Raw genomic sequence first — 21,447 nt, forward strand, 5'->3', positions numbered from 1 at the left:
GGTTATGCGTCCTCCTCTGCTTCGGCAACGGGGCCGGATGCTTCCTCGATGTGGTCCACGGGGCGCGAGAGGCGGGCGACGTTGTAGTGGTAGAGGGCCGGAAGGGCCTCGTAGATGGTGTCGTCGTCGCCGATCGGTTCGTCCTTGGGCGGCGGGATTTTCTTGAGGAAGCGGTGTTTTTCGAGCTGCGGCATGATGGGGCGGACGATCCGCGCGCGCACGGCTTCCTCGGCATAGTCGGCCTTGCTGTGCGGATAGAGCTCGTGGAAGCGCTGGACGATGTAGAGCAGCAGTTCGCCAAACTTGAAGCGCAGGTTTTCGTGGTCGTCCACCGTAATGGATTCGACCTCCAGCTGGTGTTCGAAGAATTCGAGCAGGAGCATGAAGGCAATGCACTCGTCGCGCTTGGAAAAGTTGAAGAGTTCGCGGTTGGCGGGGGTGATGGCCTCGTTGTGCCACAGGGGCTTGTAGACGCGCGCGCATTTGGAATCGATGATGAGCTCCCAGCCGAAGTGGTCGGCGAAGAAGCGGGCGAACTCGTGCTTGTGGCGGGCGAGGAAGCGGAAGGCGTCGTCGTTGTCCTGGGGGTAGAAATAGGGGCTTTCAAGCAGGATGTTGAGCACGGGCTGCACGCGGTCGCGGTAGCGTTCGAGCAGGTCGGCCATCGAGTTCGGCCGCTGGAAATCAGTGTCCATTGTCTTGTTCCTTGTTGGCCTTGGAGACCATCAGTTCCTTGAATTCAAGCAGCCTCTCGTCGATTTCGACGCCGGCCGGCGTGGCGGTGGTTTCGAGTTTGAGATCCACCTTGGCGAGGTTGCGGCCATTGCCGAGCAGGCCGTTGCGGGCGAGTTCGATCAGCGAGGCCTGGTCGGAAAAACCGGTGTAGCCGCCCTGGGAGAGGGCGGCCGGGAGTTCGGCATGGGTGGCCTCGATCCATCTTCGCAAGCGGTGGATCTTTTCGTCGTTGAGGGAGCGGATGGAGGAGGCATCGCCCTTGGGCTTGGGCTTGAGGTAGCCGATCGGCGCCTGCCGGACCGTGTGCTGCTCCTGCCGCGGCTGGGGTGGGTCGGCCTTTTCGGCGGCATCCCAATAGTGCATGTCCGCCACCATGCGGGCCGGGGCGATGAGCTGGTTGATGAACCCCGCAAAGCCGTGTTCGCCGGAACATGCGGCCATCTCGGCAATGCGGTCGCGCAGGTCTTCCATGCGGTGGCTCTTGCGTTCGAGCTCGCGCAGGTGGGTGTAGAGCTTGCGCCAGACGCTTTGCGCCGAGGCGCGGATGCGCGCGCAGAGCTGGTCGAGCTGCCCGCCGAGTTCGTAGAAGCGGATGAGCCGGTCGATTTCCTGGCGGGCATCCGGAATGGTGCGGCCCCGCATCAGCATGGAGGAGTGCTTGATCTCGTCCTCCATCAGCGTTTTGCAGAGTTCCCACTTGGGCTTGAAGCGCGGGGAGGCGAGGTTTTCGAGCTCGGGCACGATTTCGCGGCGCAGGATTTGGATGCGGTTGATATAGTTTTCGAGGAAGTGTTGGAGCTCGTTCAGGATGGCCTGCGCGGTGGCAATGTCGTAGCGCTCCAGCGTGAAGGCCACCAGCCGCGTGTTGAAGTCGGCCAGCGAATGGTTGATGTCGAGCGCAAGGTGCCCGATGCGGGAGAGCTGGTAGGTGGCCGTGCGCGCCTTGTCGGGATCGGGCTTGGTTTTCTGGATCTTGTTGAGTGTGCGCTGGAGTTCGCGCACGCCGCCGGCGGCCTCTTCGAGCAGGTTGCGGGTGTCCGCGCCCTCGGGTTCGATGGCGGCGCGCAATTGGTCTTCGAGCCATTGCAGGAACGAAAGCGCCGGGTTGGAGATGCGGTAGCGGAACTTGCGGCGGCGCGTGTCCTTATAGCCCCGCAGCCGCTCCCGCTCGATGCGTTGGGTAACCAGCTCCCATTTTTCGAGCTGCCGCATATCCTGGTTGAAGGCGTTCGCATCGTAGCCGTCGTCGGCCTCCACCTGTTGGGCGGGCAGGACAAACTGGAAAATATCCTCGTGCAGCGGCTCCAACTCGTGGCTGCGCCGGAACAGCAGCAGGCCATAGAGGATGTTCAGGTAGAACGCCGACCGCTCCGCGCCGATCAGATGGCCGAGATTCGGATTCTGATGCCGCAGCAATAGCGTCCCCGCATCCGCCGGCAATTGCCTCGGATTGCTTTCCTGTAGAAGCCGCCTGGCCTCGCTTTCCTCTTCCGCACTCATGGCAAACCAATCTACAGATCCTGCAACGCGGATTCCATCGTCTTTTGCAAGGAACCGTCAAGCACGTCCGCGCTCACGATCGTGAGCACGGACGTGTTGGCTAAAGGAGGGAGGCGGTGGCTTGGACGAGCTGGTTGTGTTTTGCGAAGGCCTCCTTGCCGCAGTAGCCGGCAGGGTGGAGCTCTTCGGGCAGCAGCGGGTCGAGCGCCATGGCCTGGGAGTAGGCGAGGTTATCCATCCGAAGCAGCTGCACGAGTTCCGCCTCGCCGCCGGCATGGCTCCCGAGTTTTTCCAGGTTGCGGTCGACGAACCGGATGTATTCGCCCTGCAGGGCTTCGAGTTGGTCGAAGTTCCAGGCATGCCGGACCACCGATTGGGCGCCGTGGCCAAGAACGGTTTGTGCCTCGAACAGGAAGGCCACGCTATCCACGGCGGCCGCGCGTTCGAGGTCGTCGTATTCAGGGCGCACGTCCCGCGGCGTGACCCACACGCTTTTCTGGAGACAGCCGAAGTGCCTCTGTTTCAGGAAGGACCGAAGGTGGTCGCGGTAGGCGCGTTCCCGCTCGGGGACGTCGAACATGAGCACATACCAACGCTTGTTCCATCTCGTTTCCCAGAATTCACGGGGGCGGTAATAGTCCGGGATGGCCGCCTTCCCGTCGTCGGTCAGCCTTAGGCTTGGCAGCGAGCCGTCGCGGTGCAGATGGGCAACGAGCCCGCTCTTCTTGAGACGGGCGACAGAGGAGTGGTAGGCGCGTTGGTTGGGGTAGCAGTGGCCGTAGAGATCGCTGGCTCCGCGCGAAAGGAAGAACGCGGCGGTTTCTGAAAGCAGGATGATGAGCTCATCCCTTGTCCGCCGGCGAATCACCGGCAACGAAACGTCGGGGTGGTGGAAGGTGTCCCAATTCATGCGCGGAAAATAGCACGTGGTTTTCCGGATGTCACGCCTGTGCTCACGATCGTGAGCGCAGGCGTGACGGGAGTTGTGCGGAATTGGATTTTCATCGGGGAGGTTTCCGGTAGGGTGTTGGGGATGAGGATTACAAGTGGACTATTGAGGAACCGGCGGTTCAATGTGCCGGAGAGCGAGGTGCGGCCGACGATGGAGTCGGTGCGCGAGGCGGTGTTTTCTTCGCTGGGCGGAAGCTGCGCGGGGTTGAAGGTGCTGGATTTGTTTGCCGGATCGGGGGCGCTGGGCCTGGAGGCCTGGAGCCGGGGTGCGGCGTCGGTCACCTTTGTGGAGCAGCATCCGCAGGTCTTCCGCAATCTACAGGCGAACATTGAGTCGCTGGAGGATGAGGGGCTGGGGCCGACCAAGTGCTTCAAGGGCGATGCCGTCCGGTGGCTGGAACGGGCGGGGGGGCCCTATGACCTAATCCTGGCCGATCCGCCCTACGATCTGCCGGATGCCATGGCCAACACCTTGGAGGGGATTGCAAGGCATTCGGTTTTGACAGGGGACGGAATCCTGGTGTACGAGATGCGTTCGAAGGGCGATCCGGTTGTTTCCTCCCATTGGAACATTGTGCGCGACAAGCGTTATGGGAAAACACGCGTCCTCATAATGAAACTGAATAAGGATGCAGAATGAACGAAGCCGCCGTATGTGCCGGAACTTTCGATCCCATCACCATGGGACACCTCGACGTAATCGAGCGCGCGGCGCGTGTTTTCCCGCGCGTGGTGGTCGGGGTGGCGACCAATCCCGGCAAGAACCCGCTGTTCGGCCTGGAAGAGCGCATCGAGTTGGTGAAGCAATCGACCGCCCACCTTGCCGGAATTGAAATCGATAGCTTCAGCGGGTTGCTGGTTGATTTCGCCGAATCCAAGGATGTTAAGGTGATTGTCCGCGGCCTGCGTGCCTTTTCGGATTTCGAGTATGAATTCCAGATGGCGCTCACCAACCGGAAGCTCAGGCCGAAACTGGAGACCGTTTTCCTGATGCCGAAGCAGGACTATTCCTACGTCAGTTCCAGCAACGTCCGCGAAGTGGCCCAGCTGGGCGGCGACACGTCGTTGTTCGTGCCGCCGCCGGTGCAGGCCGCGCTGAAGGCGCGCTTCAGCGCAGGCTGAGCGAAACCAGCCGCTTCACGCCTGCGCCAACCACGAACAGGATGCAGGCGATGATGCAGATGGTTTGGTTGGTGGGCAGGTCGTAGTTGAATGAAACGACCATTCCGAGGAACGTGGCCAGCATCCCGAGCAACGGGGCGAGAGCCAGCACCACCTTGATGCGCTTGCTCAGCACCAGCGCCGTGGCCGGGCATACGACGAGATAGCAGAACACCAGCAGCGCGCCGGCAATCTGCGACGTGGCGGAAATCACCGCGCCGAGCATCAGGAAAAACAGCGTTTCCCAAATCCATGTCCTGATGCCGAGCACCTTGGCCGCCTCGCGGTCGAGGAAACTGTAGAGGGAGGGGCGCAGGAACAGCAGGAATCCCGCCAGCGCGGGAACCAGTACCGCGAAGAGGATGGCCAGCTCTTTTTTGGAGGCGAGGATCAGGTCGCCATACAGCACCGCGTTGACCTCCATCAGTCCGGTGCCGCTTTTCGAAACCAGCAGCACCGCAAGCGCCGAGGCGGCGATGAAGATGATGCCCATCAGCGTGTCGCGCGGGATGCGCTGGTTGTCGAACGGGATGGCGAGCGCGCCGACGGCCGCAAGCACCAGCGCCAGCGAGCCGGCAAAAGGCGGGATGCCCAGCAGGAACGCGGCGGCCACGCCGCAGGTCGCCACCTCCGAAAGCGTGATGCCAATGAACACCGCGCGCTTGAGGATCACGAACACGCCGAGCATGGCGCAGACGGCGGAAATAAGCAGGCCGGCGCGCAGCGCTTCGGGAAACTGGCAGTAGAGGCATTGCATGGCGTCATGCATTGTCGCCACCTCCTTTGCCGGTCGAAACGATCTCCGCGTTGCCGCGCTGGATGCGGCACATGGTGTGGGTGAACCGCTCCACCAACTCGCGGTTGTGGTGAACCATCAAGACCGTGATGCCGCGCTGCGCGTTGAGTTCGACCAGGTGGCTGAGCACTTCGTTTTCGGATTGTTCATCGAGTTCGGAGGTCGGTTCGTCCATGACGATAACCTCCGAACCGCTAACGAGCGCCCGCGCGATCAGCGTCTTCTGCTTCATGCCGCCCGACAGTTCCCGGAAGTTTTTTTTCGCGTGTTCCGCGAGGCCGAGCTGTTCGAGCGCGGCGGCGGAAGCGTTGCGCTGCTCCTCGTCGAGGCGGCGGAAGCGCCGCCGCCGTGGATAGAGCCCCATCTCGACAATCTGGCGGACGGACACGGGGTAGAGCGGATCGATCACCTTATGTTGCGGGACATAGCCGGCCGGCGCCCGGTCGAACGGGGTTTCAATCAGCCCCCGCCGTAGCGGAACCAATCCCAGGATGGCGCGCAGCAGGGTGGTCTTGCCCGAACCGTTGCAACCGATGAAGGGCAGGAATGCGCCGCGCGGGATCTCGAGGTTGACGTTGTGCAGCACCTCCTGCCGGCCATAGGCCACGCAAACATCCTTGCAAACAATGATCGATCCACCCATGGCTATTCCCCGGCCAGCCGTTGCACGATCAGGTCGATCAGCGAGAAATAGTCCGTCGCCGCCGGATCGCCGCCGGTGGAGGTTGGCGCCACGACCACGCGCGCACCGGTCTTTTCAGCCACGCGGTCGGCGGCCTTTGTGCTGTACCACGGCTCCTGCAGGATGACGCCGATCTTTTCCGCCTGCACCGTTTGCACCACGCGGGTGAGGTGGGTCGGGCTAGGCGGAATGCCCGGCTTTGGCTCCAGCTCGATCGCGATCCGGATACCGAATCGGTGGCAGAAGTAGATCCAGCTCTTGTGGTAGGTCACGACCGGCTTGCCGAGGAATGGTTCCATTTTTGCCTTCCAGTCTTCCATGCGGCGGTCGACCTCCTGCTGGAAGCGCACCGCATTGGCCTTGTAGGCCTCCTCGTTCTTCGGGTCGAGCCGGGCGAGGCGCGCGGCAATGTCGGCGGCGACATGCTTTGCGTTCTCGGGATCGATCAGATAGTGCGGGTTGCCTTGCGCATGCACGTCGCCCATGGCGCGCGAAAGCATGCTCGCCTCCGGAACCTCCAGCTTGTGGATGTGCGCCGAGGCGTCGAGGTGCCCGGGTTGCCCGGGGCGGATCCCGCGGTTGCGCGACCCGTCGATCACCGGCATTTCCCAACCGACCTCCAGTTCCATGCCGGTGCGGATCCACAGGTCGGCGCCGCGCGCCATCATCACATATTTCGGCCGCGCCTGCAGGTGGTGGGGATCCTGCTTCCCGGTGCAGATCGAATCGACCTTCGCCAGGTCGCCCGTAATTTCGCGGGCGATGGAAGCGAGGTCGGCGGTGGTTGCAACCACCTTCAACTGGCCGGCGAACGCGGTGGTTGAAAGCGTGAGCATCAGTAGGGGGAACCGTGTTTTCTTAAACATGGCATGCCTCCTAGAAGTTGTGGGCGCCGTGGGCGCCGATGGAGAACGTCAGCTGAACATAGGCTTCCCAAACATTCTCAATCCCTTCGTCGCCGAGATCGTAGTCCCCATTGTTCACCTGGAAGCGAATCTGGGAGAATTCCGAAGGGCGGAAGTCAAGCATGGCCGATGCGCGCCAGCTTTCGCCGAACTTTTCTTTTGCTTCTCCCGGTTCCTGTTCTTCGTTCGTCAGGCCCACCTGTTCCCATCGGAGACCACCCCGCCAGCGGGGCAGGATTCCATAGGTTCCCTGCAGATAATAGCCATCTTGCGCACCGGTCAAAGCGCCCGTTCCATTTTGAAGGTCGAGATCCTTGTTGCGATAGAAATATTCGGCCTGAACGATGGCATCGCCCTGCCCGTAGGGCTTGCCGGAATCAAACTTGTAGACGGCATCGGCACCGGCAAACCAGTTGACGCCATCGAAGTAGTTTGTTCCTCCGCCTTCTTCATGGATTTCCTGCTGGCTGCCGGACGCCCCGAACAGACCAAGCTGGAGTTCACTCTTTTCAAATTGGAACGGAGCGAGTTTCACCCAGCCCACGCCCAGGTTCGGGCCATCATTGTCCGGCAGTTCTTCGGCGTCTTCCTGAACATACATGTTTTCATTGTCGCCCTGGAAGACCTCTGCACCGAACAGCAGGAAAACCGGGGTCGGTGCGAGCCAGCTCAACTGGACGCCTTTGTCGTTCAGGCCGTGCGAGCCGAGGGAGAGCTCATGGATCAGCGGTTGGTCACTGAAGTCCCATTCGTGCGAATGCTGAGCGTTGATGTAGCCAAAATCACTGTAGAACTTACCGGCCTTCGCCTGGAAGCCCCACGGCAACCCGGTGGTTTCCCCCCAGGCCTCTTCAATCTCGGCACCATCTTCCGAAACGGCAACGTTGGCCATTGCCTTAAAGTAGTTATCCACTTCGGCAGAGAAGGTCAGCTCGATATGGTTCAGGTTGAAGCCATTTTCCTTGCCACCATGTTCGTGGTCGTGCTCGTCGGCGTGTCCATGGCCACCAAAGCCGGGCATCTCTCCCTTCATGTGGGAGAGGCCCTCTTCGGAATCCTCGTAGTAGTAAAACATGTCGACGATGGCCGAAACGGCCGGATTGAATGCGCTAAGCGCACTGGTGGAATCATTTCTTGTGGGTACAGTGGTCTCCGCCTCTTCTTGGGCGGATGCGTTAAAAGCCAGTAAAGTACCCGCCAATACGATGGCGGTTGAATGGGGATATTTCATTTTTTCTCCGTTGTTGAATATAGGTCTGTATGATCCTGCCGAGGCAGGGGGGTAGCGTTGGGGCTAAACAGACCTAAACGGAGGGGCGCGCGCCTGGTGCGGCTGTGAAACTTGCGCGCTATAGGAAGTGGGGGTGGCTTTCCAACCCTCGGAAAAGACGTGAAGTGCTTTCGGAACAAGTAAGACCCGGGGAAGTTCGGCCTGGACAACGGCCAGATTACAAAGGCCGCAATCGTCGTGTTCATCCGAATCATCGGCCGGCGTTTCGTGGTGTCCGCAACCCGACGCGCAGGTGGTAGCCTCGCTGACGTCTGCATGCAAGGGCATATGCATCCATGGCAGCAAGACCATCAGTAGCAGATAGAGCAGGCTTAAAAATGTGCGGATTGATTTCACGCCGCGAAACAAACAGGATTCCCCGCGAGAGGTCAAGTTCGTTGGATACTGAAATGGTACTATTTGAGGTGGGAATTAACCGAAAAACCCGGTTGCTTTCCGAAAACGAAGTGTGTAGCTTTCCCGACTCGTTCCATTTAGGAGAGGTGTCTGAGTGGTTTAAGGAGCGCGCTTGGAAAGCGCGTGTGCGGGTAACTGTACCGGGGGTTCGAATCCCCCCCTCTCCGCCATTAAGTTGGGAACGAAACAAATCAAGCGAGCGTAGCTCAGTGGTAGAGCTTCACCTTGCCAAGGTGAATGTCGAGAGTTCGAATCTCTTCGCTCGCTCCATTCTAAACCCGTTCCGGTTCCGGAGCGGGTTTTTCTTTTGGTTGTTTCGGGAAACCTTCTGCGGTAGCGTGGGTGTTCCATGTAGGAGCGAAGCATGTCGAAAGTCAGCCTGAAGAACGTCTATAAGATCTATGCCGATGATGTGGCGGTGGTCAACGATTTCAATCTTGAGATCGAGGACGGCGAGTTTCTGGTGCTGGTGGGCCCGTCGGGTTGCGGCAAGTCCACGACCTTGCGCATGGTGGCCGGCCTGGAGGAAATCTCGAAGGGCGACGTGAGGATCGGGAACCGGCTGGTGAACGATGTGCCGCCGAAGGACCGCGACATTGCCATGGTCTTCCAGAACTATGCGCTCTATCCCCACATGAGCGTGCGCGACAACATGGCCTTCGGGCTCAAGCTGCGGAAGATCAAGAAGAACGAGATCAACCGGCGCGTCGAAGAGGCCGCCCGCATCCTGGGGCTGGAGGACTATCTCCACCGCAAGCCGAAGGCGCTCTCGGGGGGGCAGCGCCAGCGCGTGGCCATGGGCCGCGCGATTGTCCGCGAACCCGCCGTCTTCCTGTTCGATGAACCGCTTTCGAACCTCGATGCGAAGATGCGCGTCGAAATGCGCAAGGAAATCCTGCAACTGCATAAGCGCGTTGCAACGACCATGATCTATGTCACGCACGACCAGATCGAGGCCATGACACTCGGCGACCGCATCTGCATCATGCGCGACGGGGTGATTGAGCAGGTCGGCCGGCCGACGGCGGTTTTCGACTCGCCGGCGTCGCTGTTTGTTGCCCGGTTCATCGGCACGCCGCCCATGAACATCCTGGCAGGTGTGCTGGTCGAGGAAGGCGGGCGGATCTGGTTCGATGGCCAGACGGTCAGGGCGCCGGTCGCCGAACGGCAATATGGCCAGGTGCGCGGCCACCTTGGCAAGCAGGTGTGCCTGGGGCTGCGGCCCAAGGCGTTCTGGACCGCGGCCGATCGGCCAGATGCCGAAACCTTTTTTACGGGCGACGTGGAGGTTTCCGAGCTGTTGGGGGAAGAAACCCTGGTGCATCTTACCAGCGGCGAACACCGGTTCACCGTGAGCCTCGATCCGCATCATACCTCGTCGCTGGGCGACGCCTTCACCGTGGTGCCCGACATGGAGCGGGCCCACATCTTCGATGCGGAGACGGAACAAAACCTCACCATGACCCATAGTTAGCCGGGCTACTTTTTCTTTTTACCCTTCGTGCGGGCCTGTGTTTCCTTTTCGGCCCAGGGGACGTGGCGGTCGAAGATGGTGCCGTAGGGTTGGTAGTTGTGGTAGGGCACGGCCTCGGCTTTCCAGTGGGCCAGCCGGGCATCGTAGGTCTTGCGCAGGGTTTCCAGCGCCTGTCGGTATTCGGGGTTTCCGGCCTGGTTGACCAGCTCGAGCGGATCCTTGCCGAGGTGGTAGAGTTCCTCGGTGACTTCGAAGCCCTCGGCGGCATAGCCCCAGTGGATGTATTTCATCTCCTTGGTAACCACGGCCAACGCGTGGGTTGCCGGCTTGCCCCAGACATTGATGAGCGAGAGGGCATCGTGGATGTCGCCCTTGGGGTTGGCATATAGCTCGGTCAGGTCGCCGCCATCCATGTTGGCGGGAGCCGGCAAACCGGCGAGCTTGAGGATGGTGGGGGCGAAGTCGATGTTGCCGGTGAGGCCTTTAGAGCGCAGCTTCTTGCCGGAGTTGGGGTGGCGGGGATCGAACATGATCATGGGAACACGCGAGCTCTCTTCGTAGGGCAGCACCTTGGAGCCGTAGCCGTGGGAGCCGCAGAAAAAGCCGTTGTCGGAGGTGTAGATGATGACGGTGTTTCCGGCCACGCCGTGTTCCTCCAGCGCCTGGCGGATCATGCCGACGGCGACATCGATGGCATGGATCTGCTGGTGGTAGGTGGCCATCACCTCGTCATACTGGTCGGAATAGTTCCAGGAATGGAAGCGCTCGTACTGCCGGTCATGCTGGCTTTGCCGGGAAAAATGTTCCCCGTTTTCGCGGCCGTAGTTGGCGGGCTTCGTGAAGGTTTTTCCGGCATAGACGTCGTCGAACCGCGGATCGGGGGAGGCGGGTTTGTGCGGTGCCTTGAAGCTGATCGAGAGGCTGAAGGGCTTGCCGGCCTTGGCGGCATCGCGGATGAAGTCGCGCCCGAACGCGCCGTAGGAGAGGGTGGAGTGGGGATATTCCCCGGCGTAGGCCGCCATCGATTTGTTCTTCGCGGTTTCATAGTTGGTCTGGCCGGGGCCGCCGCCCCATCGGTCAAAATCGGGTGCCGGCAGGGGCAGGCGCTTCCCCTCGGGGCCATCCTTGAGATCGAAGCCGAATTTGCCGGCGAAGGCGGTCATGTAGCCGGCCTCGCGCAGTAGCATGGGGTAGGATTTTTGCCACGTTTCCTTCAGCATGTCGCCGTGCGAGAAGTTGCAGCCGGTCTTGTATTCATACATGCCGGTCATCACGGTGGCGCGCGAGGCCATGCAGATGGCGGTGGTGTCGTAGTGGTTGTCGAAGGCGATCCCGTCGGAGGCCAGCTGGTCGATGTTCGGCGTCTGCACATCGGGATTGCCGTAGCAACCGAGGGTGTAGGTGCTCTGGTCGTCCGCCATGAGGAAAATGATGTTGGGCCGTTTTTCGGCCTGCGAAACAAGAACGGCGGCAAGTGCCAGCCCGATGGCGATGGTTGGTGCGGTTTTCACTTACGTCCCCCTGGTTAAAGGATTGTTATAATTAAACGACGTCCCTGCGGGAAAAACAGGGACAGCCGGCATTGCCCGGTGTCCAGCATGGCTGGGTTGGCGCGTCTACCCAATGGATACCGCACCGTAAATTGAACAGGGGAAAAGATGCTCAGACGATGTTTTTTGGCGGCCGCTGCGGCGGTATCGGTTTTGGGGGCGCGGGCCGAGGCCGACCGGCAACCCAACATTATTCTCATGATGGCCGACGACCTTGGCTATGGCGACACCGGCTTCAACGGCAACACCATCATCAAAACGCCGAACCTCGACCAGATGGCGAGGGACGGCGTTAAGCTAACCCATTTCTACGCCGGCAACTCGGTCTGCTCGCCGACGCGCGGCACGTGCCTGACCGGGCGGCACCATCACCGTTTCGGCATCTGGACGGCCAATGCCGGGCATTTGCCGAAACAGGAAATCACCCTGGCCAGCATGCTCAAAAGCAAGGGCTACACCACCGGCCACTTCGGCAAGTGGCACCTCGGCACCCTCGACAAAGTGGTTTCCTCCAAGGGGACGGGCCGCAAGCCGGTCGAAAACTTTGCGCCGCCGTGGCAGCGCGACTATGATCGCTCGTTCGTAACTGAATCGGCCGTCAATACCTGGAATCCGGGAAGCGGCAACCGCTCGAAGAACAATCCGTTCTACGACGATGGCAAGGCGCTGGCCCCGGACGATCCCCGTCTGGCCGGCGGCGCGGCACGCGTGGTGGTCGACCAAGCCGTGCCGTTCATGGAAAAGGCCGTGGCCGAAGGCAAGCCGTTCCTTTCCGTCGTGTGGTTCCACGCGCCGCACGAGGATATCGAGGCGGGGCCGGACTATCTGGACATGTATGAAGGCCACGGCGAGGGGGCACACTACTACGGCTGCATCACCGAACTCGACGAGCAGGTCGGCCGCATTCGCCAGACGCTCGAAAAACTCGGCGTGGCCGAAAACACCCTGCTCTTTTTCTGCTCCGACAACGGGCCCGAAGGCGCCGCCCCCAAGGGCCGGCGCCAAGGCGTGACCAACGGACTGCGCGGCCGCAAGCGGGCGCTCTACGACGGCGGGGTGCGTGTGCCGGCCTTGGCCGCCTGGCCGGGAAAAATCCAGCCGGGGTCCGTGGTGGGATCGCCGCTCTCCACGCTGGACTATTTCCCGACGGTCAAGAATCTCGTCGGCTACCAAATGCCCGATGCGCGCCCGATCGACGGGCAGGACATCTTGGGGATCCTCACCGGCAAGACCCCCGAACGTGAAACCGGTATTCCCTTTGTGCGCGGCAACGAAGCCTCGCTGGTCAAGGATGGCTTTAAGCTGAAGATGCCCGGGAGCGAGCTCTACGACCTCTCCAAGGATTGGGCCGAGGAAAACAATGTGGCCGCCGCCCACCCGGAGCGGATGGAGCGCATGCGGAAGGAGCTCGACGGCATGCTGGCCAGCTTCCGCAAGAGCCATGCCGGCGCCGACTACAACGATCCGTCGTACAAGCCGGGCGATCCCTGGAAGGGGCCCGGCGCCACCACGCCCAAGGCCGGAAAAAAGAAGAACAAGTAGCCGATCCGCCTATTCCGCCTGCTCCAGCAACCTCAGGCCATCGCCTATGGCGAGTGCGCAAACCGCCATGCCGGAATGGATGCGCCCACCCATGGTTTATTGGGGTTTGCGGAAGCCTTTTTGCCAGAACCAGATGGTTTCCTTCGACTTGATTTCGTCGTGGGGGTCGGAGCCGAACGATCTGTTGGAGGGCTGCGCACCACGATGCTCCGTTTGTTTGATGACGGTGCGCTGGACGCAACCGCTGGAAAGGACGGTGGCGGCGGCAAGGCTGAAAAGAATGATGGATGCTTTCATGGACGTTCTCCTAATGTGAACGGTGGATTATTCAACGGTTTTGCCTTTCCCCTCAAGCACATTGGAGAGGAATTCCTTCACCTGGGAGCTGGGAACCGTGAACCCGATGCCCTGGCTGTCGGCAATCTGGGCCGTGTTGACGCCAACGCACGCCCCGGTGAGCGTGATGAGCGGGCCGCCCGATGAGCCGGGATTGATGGCGGTGTCGGTCTGCAGATAGCGGACATAGCGGCCGGCCGGATCCTTTTCCTCGAACAGGCTGCGGCCGGTATGGCTGATGATCCCCGCCGTGACCGTATGGCCGAAGCCGAGGGGGTTGCCCACGGCAATCACATGGTCGCCGCCCCGGATGGCGTTGGAGTCGCCGATCGGAATAAAGGCGAAGGGAATCTGGTTGGGCGATTCGATCTTGAGCAGGGCGAGGTCGTAGACCGGGTCGGAGGCCACGAGCCGGGCGATATAGTCGGTGCCGTTGTAGGTCATTATGCGGATATCGGTGGCGTTGCGGATGACGTGTTCGTTGGAAAGCACGTAGCCGCTGGGATGGATGAAGAATCCCGAACCGAGGCCAATGCCCGGCAACGAGGCCCGAATGCCGGTGAACGAAAACTTGATCGGGATCAGCCGCACCTTGACCGGGGTTGCGGTGCGGACATAGATGCTGACCACGGCGGGATCGGCCACGGCGGCCACGTGCTGGATGGTGCGCGAGCGCAGGGGGATGTCCGCCACGGTCTGTGGGCTGTCGACGTAGAGGTTGAGCGGTTTGGCGCCTTTCAATTGCTGCGCGGGGGAGAAGAGTTGTACGGGGGTGTCGGGCTTGTTCTTTTCCTCGTCCAGCGACACGCAGCCGGTCAGGGCCAGGCAACCAAACAGGGCCAGAAGGGGAAATCTTTTTTTCATGGCAAACCTCTCTTGTTAAAGACGTTGATTTTCCAGACTGTGGAAAAAATGGAAAGCCAATTTTCAAACGGGTCTGATTCGTCTATCTTTCGGCCCAATGGAAGATTCTAGGAACCAGCTGGATTTTAACTTTGTGTCGGACGACCTGCTCGAATTCCCGCGCGATTTGGGCGAGGAGGGCTGGTTTCAGTTCCATTCCGAGCAAAAGGTCGCCGTCCAGCGGGTGGAGGATAAGTTCGGCATCGTGCTCAACCGCCGCGTACGCCTGCGGTTGCGGGGGTGTGAAGAGGAGTTCGAGGGCAAGCTCGTGCTCGATTCCCTGCTCTTGCCGCCGCCCCACGCCGAAACCGTCCAGCTCCGCCTAGGCCGCCTCACCTTCGAAAACACCGATATCGACGATTTCCACACGCTGGATTGAAGTGCAGTTCCCGACCTTTTCCCCGATCGCCTTCTGCTGAAATGCAGATGGAGCCTCCTGCCCCATTATAGTTATTCCACATCGCGCACGAAGCGGGCGATGAACATGCCGTCGCCGCCGGCTTCCCAGGGCCAGACCTGCATCTGGCCGTTGGTTTGCTTCCCGGTGATCGGGTTGGTGAAGGGGGCGAGCTTGAAGTTGCTGTGCTGGTCGAGGAAGTTCATGACGACCTCTTCGGTCTCGGGGCGCGTGATGGTGCAAACCGCATAAACCAGAAGACCGCCGGGTTTCACGCACCACTTGACGTTGTTGAGGATCTTGAGCTGGCGGGAGGCGCACTGCATCACATCGCGTTTGGAGGCGCGCCAGCGGGCGTCGGGATTGCGGCTCCAGGTGCCCCAGCCGGAGCAGGGGGCGTCGGCCAGCACGCCATCGAAGGTTTTGGTGAAGGGTTCGTCGTTCACGGCATTGAAGGTCTGGGTGCGGATATTTTTGATCCCGTAGCGGCGGGCGCGCTTCTTCAATTCCTTGAGGGGGGGGATGCGGACATCGGTGGCGAGCACCTTGCCGTCCTGCTCCATCAGATCCATCAGGTGCAGGGCCTTGCCGCCGGCGCCGGCGCAGCAGTCCCACCAGTCGCCTCCCTTTTGGGGGGCGCAGGCGAGGCCGACGCATTGCGAGGCAATATCCTGAACCACGAATTGGTTGGTTTTTCCGGAAAGGGCATTGCCGAGGCTTTGGCCGCCTTCCAGCGAAATGGCGGTTGGAACCTGGTCGTGGATGCGGCCTTCGATCTGCTGCTCCGCCAGTGCCGAGATCAGTGTTTCCGGTTCCGTTCGGCTACGGATCCATGTGGGCGGCCGCGCCTGGAACTCGTTGATGCATGGCACGACCTTTTCGGGGTCGACCACGCTGGCGAAATCGGGGAGCACCAGATCCGTCAGTTCAAGAGGTTCAAAACCTTGCCTTTCCTTGAACCGCTCGTTGAGGATGCACCGGTTTTCCTCGATACCCTTGCCGCCCATGGCCTCAATGGTGAAGGGGAGTTGGCAGCGGCCGGCCAGGAATTCGAAGCTTTGCGGTAGCTCGGCCAGGTCGAGCGCAACGCCCACCAAAACCGCCTCCGGGGCGTCGAGCTGGAGTTTGGAAACCGTCCAGCCATACCACCGGAAATAGGAAAAGATGGCCTGGGAGAGAAAGCGCCGATCCCTCGAGCCGAGCTCGCGGTGCGTTCGCAGGTAGGCGTTTAGCACGGCATCGGCCGGCCTTCCTTCCTCAACGACGAGCTTCGTAAAGTCGGGGAGAATCTCGCCGATCATTTCCGCATGGCGCCGGACAACCTTCTCGGGAAGGGGTTTTGGTTGGGTATTGTTATCCATAAAGTCGCATTTCGATATTGTGCCCTTAATCCCAGGCAGGTATTTAAGTCGAACGCTTCAATACTGGAGGAGGATGCAAATGTCAAAGGAACTTGGATATGTGTTGGTGACGCCGTACACCCTGCGCAAGTCGCGCACGGGAGGTGTACTGGGGCGGTTGCTCAGCACAACAGGGCTGGATTTGGTCGCCGCGCGCATGTTCGGCCCCAGCCACGACTTGGTGAAAAAGCACGCGGAGCTGATCCGAAACAGCGAGGATGTGTGGCCGGAAATCCGGGAGATCCTATCCGAATACATCGAACGCGAATTCGCCCCCGACGAGGACGGCCAGGTGCATCGCGTACTCATGCTGCTCTTCGAAGGCGACAATGCCGTGCGCAAGCTGCGCGACTCGGTTGGCGGATTCGAAGACTCGATCGAAAGCGCCGACACGATCCGCGGAACCTATGGCGACTATATCAAGGCCAACGATGGTTCGGTCACCTATTTCGAGCCGGCCGTGCTGGTGGGCCCCACCGTCGAAGCCGTCAAGGATGTCCTCGGCCTTTGGGCGGAATATTCCGATGCCGACGGCGGCATTCTCGACAATGCCATCCGACTGGCCGACCAAGAGCATGTCCAGAAAACGCTGGTGATCATCAAGCCCGACAACTTCACCTTCCCGAGCTCGCGCCCGGGCAACATCATGGATATCTTTTCGCGCTCCGGCCTCCGCCTGATCGGCGCCAAGCTGTTGCGCATGAGCCTGGCCGAGGCCCTCGAGTTCTACGGCCCCGTCCAGCCCGTCCTGCGCGACAAGCTCGGTGGAATGGCCGTCGACCGCGCCTGCAAAGTGCTCCATGAGGAGTTCGGGTTCGAAATGCCCGACGAGGTGAAAGACGCGCTGGGCAACACGCTCGGCCCCGCCTTCGGCGACCACCAGTTCTTCAGCATCATGAATTTCATGACCGGCCAGTGGGCGCCCGATTGCGATGGCGACGCCACCCTCTGCGAAGGCAAGGTGCGCTGCATGACCCTCGTCTATGCCGGCGAAAACGCCGTCGAGAAGATTCGCAACATTCTCGGCCCCACCGACCCGAGCAAGGCCGCACCCGGTTCGGTGCGCAAGGAGTTCGGCACCGACATCATGGTCAACGCCGCCCACGCGTCCGACTCGCCCGAAAACGCCCTGCGCGAAATCGGAATCGTCAAAGTGGCCAACGACACCATCAAGCGGTGGAACGACCTGTATTTTTCGTGATGCGTGAGCCGTGAAGCGAGATGGACTTCACGTTTCAATCGTCACTTGTCACTCAACAAGACGGAGATATAAACCATGTGGAAAGAAATTGATGCGGCTCCGGCCGATGCAATCCTCGGACTCACCGAGGCCTTCAAGAGCGATTCCAACCCCAAAAAAGTAAACCTGGGCGTTGGCGTCTTCAAGGACGACCAGGGGACCACCCCGATCCTGAAATGCATCAAGGCGGCCGAGAAAAAGCTCGTCGAAACCGAATCGACCAAAGGCTACCTGCCGATATCGGGAAGCCCGGCCTATGCCGCCAATGTGCAGAAACTGCTCTTTGGGGCGGATAGCGAGGTGATCGCCTCCGGTCGCGCGGCCACCATCCATTCCCCGGGCGGCACCGGTGCCCTGCGCGTCGGCGCCGACCTGCTCAAGAAATTCAGGCCGGATGCCACGCTGTGGGTCAGCACCCCGACCTGGGCCAACCACAAGGGCATCTTTACCGCCGCCGGGTTCGGGATCGGCGACTACCCCTACTACGATCCCCAAACCAAGGGGGTTGATTTCGAAGGCATGCTCGCCGCGCTCGAAAACGTGCCGGCCGGCGATATTGTGCTGATGCACGTCTGCTGCCACAACCCGACCGGCGTCGACCTCGTCGGCGGCCAGTGGGACCAGGTGGTTGAAGTGGCCAAGGCCAAAGGGTGGATGCCGTTCCTCGACTTTGCCTACCAAGGCTTCGGCGACGGCGTCGAGGAAGACCGCGCCGCCGTCGAAAAGTTTGCCGCCGCCGGCATCGACTTCTTCGTCGCCAGCTCGTTCTCCAAGAACCTCGGCCTCTACAACGAGCGCACCGGCGCCCTGACCGTCGTCAGTCCGACCGCCGCGGAATCCGCCGTGGCCATGAGCCACATCAAGACCACGATCCGCGTGAACTATTCCAACCCGCCGGCTCACGGAGGCCTCGCCGCCAGCATGGTGCTCGACGATTCCGCGCTCTACGACCAGTGGATTGGCGAGGTGGCCGAAATGCGCGACCGCATCAGGAACATGCGGGCGCTGTTGGTCGACGGCCTCGTTGCCCGCGGGGTTGGGCAGGATTTCTCCTTCATCAAGGAGCAGCGTGGCATGTTCTCCTTCAGCGGCCTTTCCAACGAAGTGGTTGCCTGGCTTAAGGAAAACAAGGCGATCTACATTGTGGGCGGAGGACGCATCAACGTCGCCGGCCTCACCACCGCCAACATCGGCTATGTCTGCGACGCCATCGCTGAAGCGCTGAAGGCGTAGCCGGAGGGTCGGGCGCCGTTCGTCCCCGACCCTCTCCAAAACAAGAAAAGCCCGACCCACCCCGGTCGGGCTTTTTGGTTTTCCGGCAAGGCCGCAGAACCCGTCCGCCTGATATTCATGCAGGTTAGGATTGATCCGGCGGAGGTAATTCCGTAAACAGGTGCGCCTATACCTATTTGCGGAAGGAAGACTATGGCGGATATTTTAAAAATTTCGGATGCGACGGCGCTGGCCTTGCATTCGATGGTGCATTTGGCCATCGAGGTGGACGGGCATTCGACCACGGCCGAGATCGCGGAGCTGTTCAAGGCTTCGCGCCACCACTTGGCCAAAGTGCACCAACGGCTTACGAAAGCCGGGCTGATCAAGTCGAACCGCGGGCCGGCGGGCGGGGTTGCCCTTGCCAAGGAGCCCTCGGAAATCACCCTGCTTGAAATTTATGAGGTAATGGAAGGCTCCATGCTTTGCAATCCGTGCCTGTTTGGTAATGATACATGCCCTCGTACCGATTGCGTGTTGGGCAACCTGTTGCCGGGCCTGGCCCGGCAGGTACGCGATTATTTTGAAGAAACCACCCTGGCGAAGCTCGCGCAGGAATCAACTTGGGGGAAACAAGCTAAATGAATACTGAATTGAAAGAAGGAATCAACTGGGTCGGCTACATCGATTGGACCGTCCGCGACTTCCACGGCTACAAGACCGAAAGCGGATCGACCTACAACGCCTACCTGGTGCAGGACGAAAAGAACGCCGTGATCGATGCCGTGAAGGGGCCCTTCGTCGATAAGCTGATCGAGCGGATCAAGGCGCTGGCCGAGCTGGAAAGCATCAATTATGTGGTCTGCAACCACGCCGAGCCGGACCATTCGGGCGGCCTGCCCGGGCTGATGGCGGTTTGCCCCAACGCGGAGCTCGTCTGCAACGCCAAATGCAAGGCCGCCCTGGAGATGCACTTCGACACCAGCAGTTGGAAGTGGCACGTGGTGGCCGATGGCGACACCATTTCCCTCGGCAAGCGCACGCTGGCCTTTGTTGATACCCCGATGGTGCACTGGCCGGAATCGATGTTCACCTACCTGCCCGAGGAAAAGCTGCTCTTCTCGATGGACGCCTTCGGCCAGCACTATGCCTCCGCCTTCCGTTTCGACGATGAGGAGCCGCTGGATGTCATCCTGCAGGAAGCCAAGGCCTACTACGCCAACATCGTCATGCTCTACGGCCGCCCGATCGCCCAGACCATGGCGCGTGCCGCCGATCTGGAAATCGAAATGATCGCCCCGAGCCACGGCGTCATCTGGCGCAGCCACATCAAAGAGGTCTTCGAGGCCTACCAGAAATGGGTGGTCTGCAAGCCGACCCCCAAGGTGGTTGTGCTCTACACCACCATGTGGAAAGCCACCGAGCAGATGGCGCAGGCCATTCTCGAAGGCGCCCAGGAGTGCGATGTCGAAGCCCAGCTCTACAATGTCGATTCCACCCACATGACCCGCATCGTGACCGAGGTGCTCGATTGCGCCACGGTGGCCATCGGCTCCCCGACCCTCAACAACGGCATCATGCCCAGCATGGCCGCGGTGCTGTGCTACATGAAAGGGCTGCGCCCGACCCACAAGAAGGGGTTCGCCTTTGGTTCCTACGGTTGGAGCAAGCGCGGTGGCCCCACCGAGGTGGGCCAGGTGATGGAGGAGATGAAGATCGAAATCATGCAGGAGCCGTTGCGCGCCCAGTATACGCCGTCGCCGGAAACCCTCGAAGAGTGCCGCGAGGCCGGACGCGCCATGGGAAAAATCGCCGAGGAATATAAATAGGAGTTGAACCGATGACTGAAAAACAATGGGTTTGTTCCATCTGCGGCCACGTGCACAAAGGGGAGGAGCCTCCCAAGTCATGCCCGCTGTGCCATGCGCCCGGAAGCAAATACACCAGCTCCACCGTTTAGGCCGTGTGAGCGAAAATTGAGCGAAATTCCCCTTGCCGCCCGTGCGAAAGACGGGAATTATCGAACCACTTTTTTAACCAAGGAGAATATACATGAAGAAATACATCTGCGACGTTTGCGGTTGGATCTACGATCCGGAAACCGGCGATCCCGATAGCGGCATTGCGCCCGGCACCGCCTTTGAAGATATTCCCGACGATTGGGAATGCCCCGAGTGCGGCGTTGGCAAAGACGACTTTTCCGTGATCGAAGACTAGTCTTTCCGCTGTCCGAACAAACCGTCCTGCCGAAACGCAGGGCGGTTTTTTCTTGAACGCCGTTACCACAAGCTTGTCTTGATATGGTGTGATTAATCAGGTAGTGAACAAGGCCATGAATAACCAATATACAGCGATAACGAAACAAGCCGATGGGTGGTGGATTGGCTGGATCGAAGAAATTCCAGGTGTTAATTGCCAGGAAACAACCCGGCCTGAGTTGTTACTCAGTTTAAGGGAAACCTTGCGTGAAGCATTGGATTGTGGGGCAACGCCGAGTTGAGTACGAGATCGGCAGTTCCTCGACACAAGGGAAGTCCAAGATATTTTGGCGAATAAAATATGCAGGGATCTGAAAATTTCGAAGATTAAGAAATGAATGGGTTGAAGCACATTTTGGTGGTGATTGCGTTGTTGATGGCGGCCATGCCGTGTTGCCACGGGCATAGCCATGGAATGATGGCCGAGGCAGCCGGTTCGGAATCCGTCATTACGGCAAACCACTCCTGTTCCTGCCACTCCTGCGAAGAAGCCCCCTGCACCGACGATCTCGAAATGCCGCAGGATCTCACGCTTGCCACCGCACTGGCCGCGACGCCGGCTTCCACCACCATTACGCTTTTCACCCTCTACGAAATCAAACCTGTCGTACGGCAGGCTCCCCCCTCGGTCCGTGGTGTTCTTGCCACGATCCAGACCGTCCGACTCCTGATTTGATCCGTTTTCGTTTTCCCCACAAACGAAAAATCATCAATCAGG

The 21,447-nt window shown here is 60.4% G+C and carries 24 protein-coding genes, 2 tRNA genes and 1 pseudogene; 15 read left to right on the top strand and 12 right to left on the bottom strand.

The window, feature by feature from the left end:
• Nucleotides 1-2 precede the first annotated feature (2 nt).
• From E9954_RS30450 to E9954_RS30460, 3 genes are all read right to left on the bottom strand, one after another.
• A complete protein-coding gene (locus E9954_RS30450) occupies nt 3-695 on the bottom strand; it encodes a DUF2398 family protein (RefSeq protein ID WP_136083091.1) in 693 nt (230 codons plus the stop codon).
• Entirely contained in the window at nt 685-2,235 is a 1,551-nt protein-coding gene (locus tag E9954_RS30455; RefSeq protein ID WP_136083092.1) for a DUF2397 family protein, read from the bottom strand. Before E9954_RS30455 ends, E9954_RS30450 begins: the two co-directional genes overlap by 11 nt.
• A gap of 100 nt (nt 2,236-2,335) precedes the next feature.
• Entirely contained in the window at nt 2,336-3,145 is an 810-nt protein-coding gene (locus E9954_RS30460) for a PaaX family transcriptional regulator C-terminal domain-containing protein (protein ID WP_136083093.1), read from the bottom strand.
• Nucleotides 3,146-3,268: 123 nt separating this feature from the next.
• On the opposite strand from E9954_RS30460, the gene rsmD reads away from it, so the two are divergent.
• Entirely contained in the window at nt 3,269-3,826 is a 558-nt protein-coding gene (gene rsmD, locus E9954_RS30465) for a 16S rRNA (guanine(966)-N(2))-methyltransferase RsmD (RefSeq protein ID WP_136083094.1), read from the top strand.
• Nucleotides 3,823-4,308: a pantetheine-phosphate adenylyltransferase gene (gene coaD, locus E9954_RS30470; RefSeq protein ID WP_136083095.1), complete on the top strand. Its 486-nt coding sequence runs from the start codon at nt 3,823-3,825 to the stop codon at nt 4,306-4,308. Before rsmD ends, coaD begins: the two co-directional genes overlap by 4 nt.
• Here the strand turns inward: coaD and E9954_RS30475 are convergent.
• The 5 genes from E9954_RS30475 to E9954_RS34000 form a co-directional block, all read right to left on the bottom strand.
• Complete coding sequence (locus E9954_RS30475; protein WP_136083096.1) at nt 4,295-5,116, bottom strand: metal ABC transporter permease; 822 nt, start codon at nt 5,114-5,116, stop codon at nt 4,295-4,297. The genes coaD and E9954_RS30475 overlap by 14 nt on opposite strands.
• A complete protein-coding gene (locus tag E9954_RS30480; RefSeq protein ID WP_136083097.1) occupies nt 5,109-5,786 on the bottom strand; it encodes a metal ABC transporter ATP-binding protein in 678 nt (225 codons plus the stop codon). Before E9954_RS30480 ends, E9954_RS30475 begins: the two co-directional genes overlap by 8 nt.
• Nucleotides 5,787-5,788: 2 nt before the next feature.
• Nucleotides 5,789-6,691 carry a metal ABC transporter substrate-binding protein gene (locus tag E9954_RS30485; RefSeq protein ID WP_136083098.1) on the bottom strand — a complete coding sequence of 301 codons (903 nt, stop codon included), beginning with the start codon at nt 6,689-6,691 and terminating at the stop codon, nt 5,789-5,791.
• 10 nt (nt 6,692-6,701) lie between these two features.
• Nucleotides 6,702-7,961 carry a zinc-regulated TonB-dependent outer membrane receptor gene (locus E9954_RS30490; RefSeq protein WP_136083099.1) on the bottom strand — a complete coding sequence of 420 codons (1,260 nt, stop codon included), beginning with the start codon at nt 7,959-7,961 and terminating at the stop codon, nt 6,702-6,704.
• Nucleotides 7,962-8,024: 63 nt separating this feature from the next.
• Nucleotides 8,025-8,357, bottom strand: coding sequence for a DUF2946 family protein (locus E9954_RS34000; protein ID WP_407947783.1), 333 nt, complete (start codon nt 8,355-8,357; stop codon nt 8,025-8,027).
• Between the two features lie 140 nt (nt 8,358-8,497).
• On the opposite strand from E9954_RS34000, the gene E9954_RS30495 reads away from it, so the two are divergent.
• The 3 genes from E9954_RS30495 (at nt 8,498) to E9954_RS30505 (ending at nt 9,891) form a co-directional block, all read left to right on the top strand.
• Nucleotides 8,498-8,587 (top strand) — tRNA-Ser (locus E9954_RS30495).
• 25 nt (nt 8,588-8,612) lie between these two features.
• Nucleotides 8,613-8,687, top strand: a tRNA-Gly gene (locus tag E9954_RS30500).
• Between the two features lie 94 nt (nt 8,688-8,781).
• Nucleotides 8,782-9,891 (top strand): ABC transporter ATP-binding protein, encoded by a 1,110-nt coding sequence (locus tag E9954_RS30505; RefSeq protein WP_136083100.1) that lies wholly within the window; start codon nt 8,782-8,784, stop codon nt 9,889-9,891.
• Between the two features lie 5 nt (nt 9,892-9,896).
• On the opposite strand, the gene E9954_RS30510 is transcribed toward E9954_RS30505, so the two are convergent.
• Nucleotides 9,897-11,402 carry a sulfatase family protein gene (locus E9954_RS30510; RefSeq protein WP_222847379.1) on the bottom strand — a complete coding sequence of 502 codons (1,506 nt, stop codon included), beginning with the start codon at nt 11,400-11,402 and terminating at the stop codon, nt 9,897-9,899.
• Nucleotides 11,403-11,549: 147 nt separating this feature from the next.
• Here E9954_RS30510 and E9954_RS30515 point away from each other — a divergent pair, with 147 nt between their 5' ends.
• Nucleotides 11,550-12,983: a sulfatase family protein gene (locus E9954_RS30515; protein WP_136083101.1), complete on the top strand. Its 1,434-nt coding sequence runs from the start codon at nt 11,550-11,552 to the stop codon at nt 12,981-12,983.
• 96 nt (nt 12,984-13,079) lie between these two features.
• On the opposite strand, the gene E9954_RS30520 is transcribed toward E9954_RS30515, so the two are convergent.
• Together E9954_RS30520 and E9954_RS30525 are read right to left on the bottom strand one after the other, a co-directional pair.
• The gene (locus E9954_RS30520; RefSeq protein WP_136083102.1) at nt 13,080-13,280 is read right to left on the bottom strand and encodes a hypothetical protein; all 201 of its coding nucleotides are present in this window, start codon (nt 13,278-13,280) and stop codon (nt 13,080-13,082) included.
• A gap of 27 nt (nt 13,281-13,307) precedes the next feature.
• Complete coding sequence (locus E9954_RS30525) at nt 13,308-14,183, bottom strand: S1C family serine protease (RefSeq protein WP_136083103.1); 876 nt, start codon at nt 14,181-14,183, stop codon at nt 13,308-13,310.
• Between the two features lie 97 nt (nt 14,184-14,280).
• Between E9954_RS30525 and E9954_RS30530 the strand changes: the two genes are divergently transcribed.
• Nucleotides 14,281-14,601, top strand: a complete 321-nt coding sequence (locus E9954_RS30530) for a hypothetical protein (RefSeq protein ID WP_136083104.1) — start codon at nt 14,281-14,283, stop codon at nt 14,599-14,601.
• Nucleotides 14,602-14,672: 71 nt separating this feature from the next.
• Here the strand turns inward: E9954_RS30530 and E9954_RS30535 are convergent, their stop codons facing one another.
• Nucleotides 14,673-15,980, bottom strand: coding sequence for an RsmB/NOP family class I SAM-dependent RNA methyltransferase (locus tag E9954_RS30535; RefSeq protein ID WP_136083105.1), 1,308 nt, complete (start codon nt 15,978-15,980; stop codon nt 14,673-14,675).
• A 79-nt stretch (nt 15,981-16,059) separates the two neighbouring features.
• Here E9954_RS30535 and E9954_RS30540 point away from each other — a divergent pair, with 79 nt between their 5' ends.
• From E9954_RS30540 to E9954_RS30570, 8 genes and pseudogenes are all read left to right on the top strand, one after another.
• The gene (locus E9954_RS30540; protein ID WP_136083106.1) at nt 16,060-17,220 is read left to right on the top strand and encodes a nucleoside-diphosphate kinase; all 1,161 of its coding nucleotides are present in this window, start codon (nt 16,060-16,062) and stop codon (nt 17,218-17,220) included.
• A gap of 75 nt (nt 17,221-17,295) precedes the next feature.
• Nucleotides 17,296-18,492, top strand: coding sequence for an amino acid aminotransferase (locus E9954_RS30545; protein WP_136083107.1), 1,197 nt, complete (start codon nt 17,296-17,298; stop codon nt 18,490-18,492).
• A 192-nt stretch (nt 18,493-18,684) separates the two neighbouring features.
• Complete coding sequence (locus E9954_RS30550) at nt 18,685-19,116, top strand: RrF2 family transcriptional regulator (protein WP_136083108.1); 432 nt, start codon at nt 18,685-18,687, stop codon at nt 19,114-19,116.
• Nucleotides 19,113-20,300, top strand: coding sequence for an FprA family A-type flavoprotein (locus tag E9954_RS30555; protein ID WP_136083109.1), 1,188 nt, complete (start codon nt 19,113-19,115; stop codon nt 20,298-20,300). The genes E9954_RS30550 and E9954_RS30555 overlap by 4 nt, the downstream gene beginning before the upstream one ends.
• An 11-nt stretch (nt 20,301-20,311) precedes the next feature.
• Nucleotides 20,312-20,431: a rubredoxin-like domain-containing protein gene (locus E9954_RS33765; RefSeq protein WP_342793912.1), complete on the top strand. Its 120-nt coding sequence runs from the start codon at nt 20,312-20,314 to the stop codon at nt 20,429-20,431.
• 92 nt (nt 20,432-20,523) lie between these two features.
• The gene (gene rd / locus E9954_RS30560) at nt 20,524-20,688 is read left to right on the top strand and encodes a rubredoxin (RefSeq protein WP_136083110.1); all 165 of its coding nucleotides are present in this window, start codon (nt 20,524-20,526) and stop codon (nt 20,686-20,688) included.
• Nucleotides 20,689-20,803: 115 nt separating this feature from the next.
• Nucleotides 20,804-20,950 (top strand): annotated as a pseudogene (locus E9954_RS33770) (type II toxin-antitoxin system HicB family antitoxin); the annotation flags it as partial.
• 113 nt (nt 20,951-21,063) lie between these two features.
• On the top strand, nt 21,064-21,405 hold the full coding sequence (locus E9954_RS30570; RefSeq protein ID WP_136083112.1) for a hypothetical protein: 342 nt from the start codon (nt 21,064-21,066) through the stop codon (nt 21,403-21,405).
• Nucleotides 21,406-21,447: the final 42 nt, after the last annotated feature.

The sequence above is a fragment of the Pontiella desulfatans genome (genome assembly GCF_900890425.1).
Classification (GTDB): domain Bacteria; phylum Verrucomicrobiota; class Kiritimatiellia; order Kiritimatiellales; family Pontiellaceae; genus Pontiella; species Pontiella desulfatans.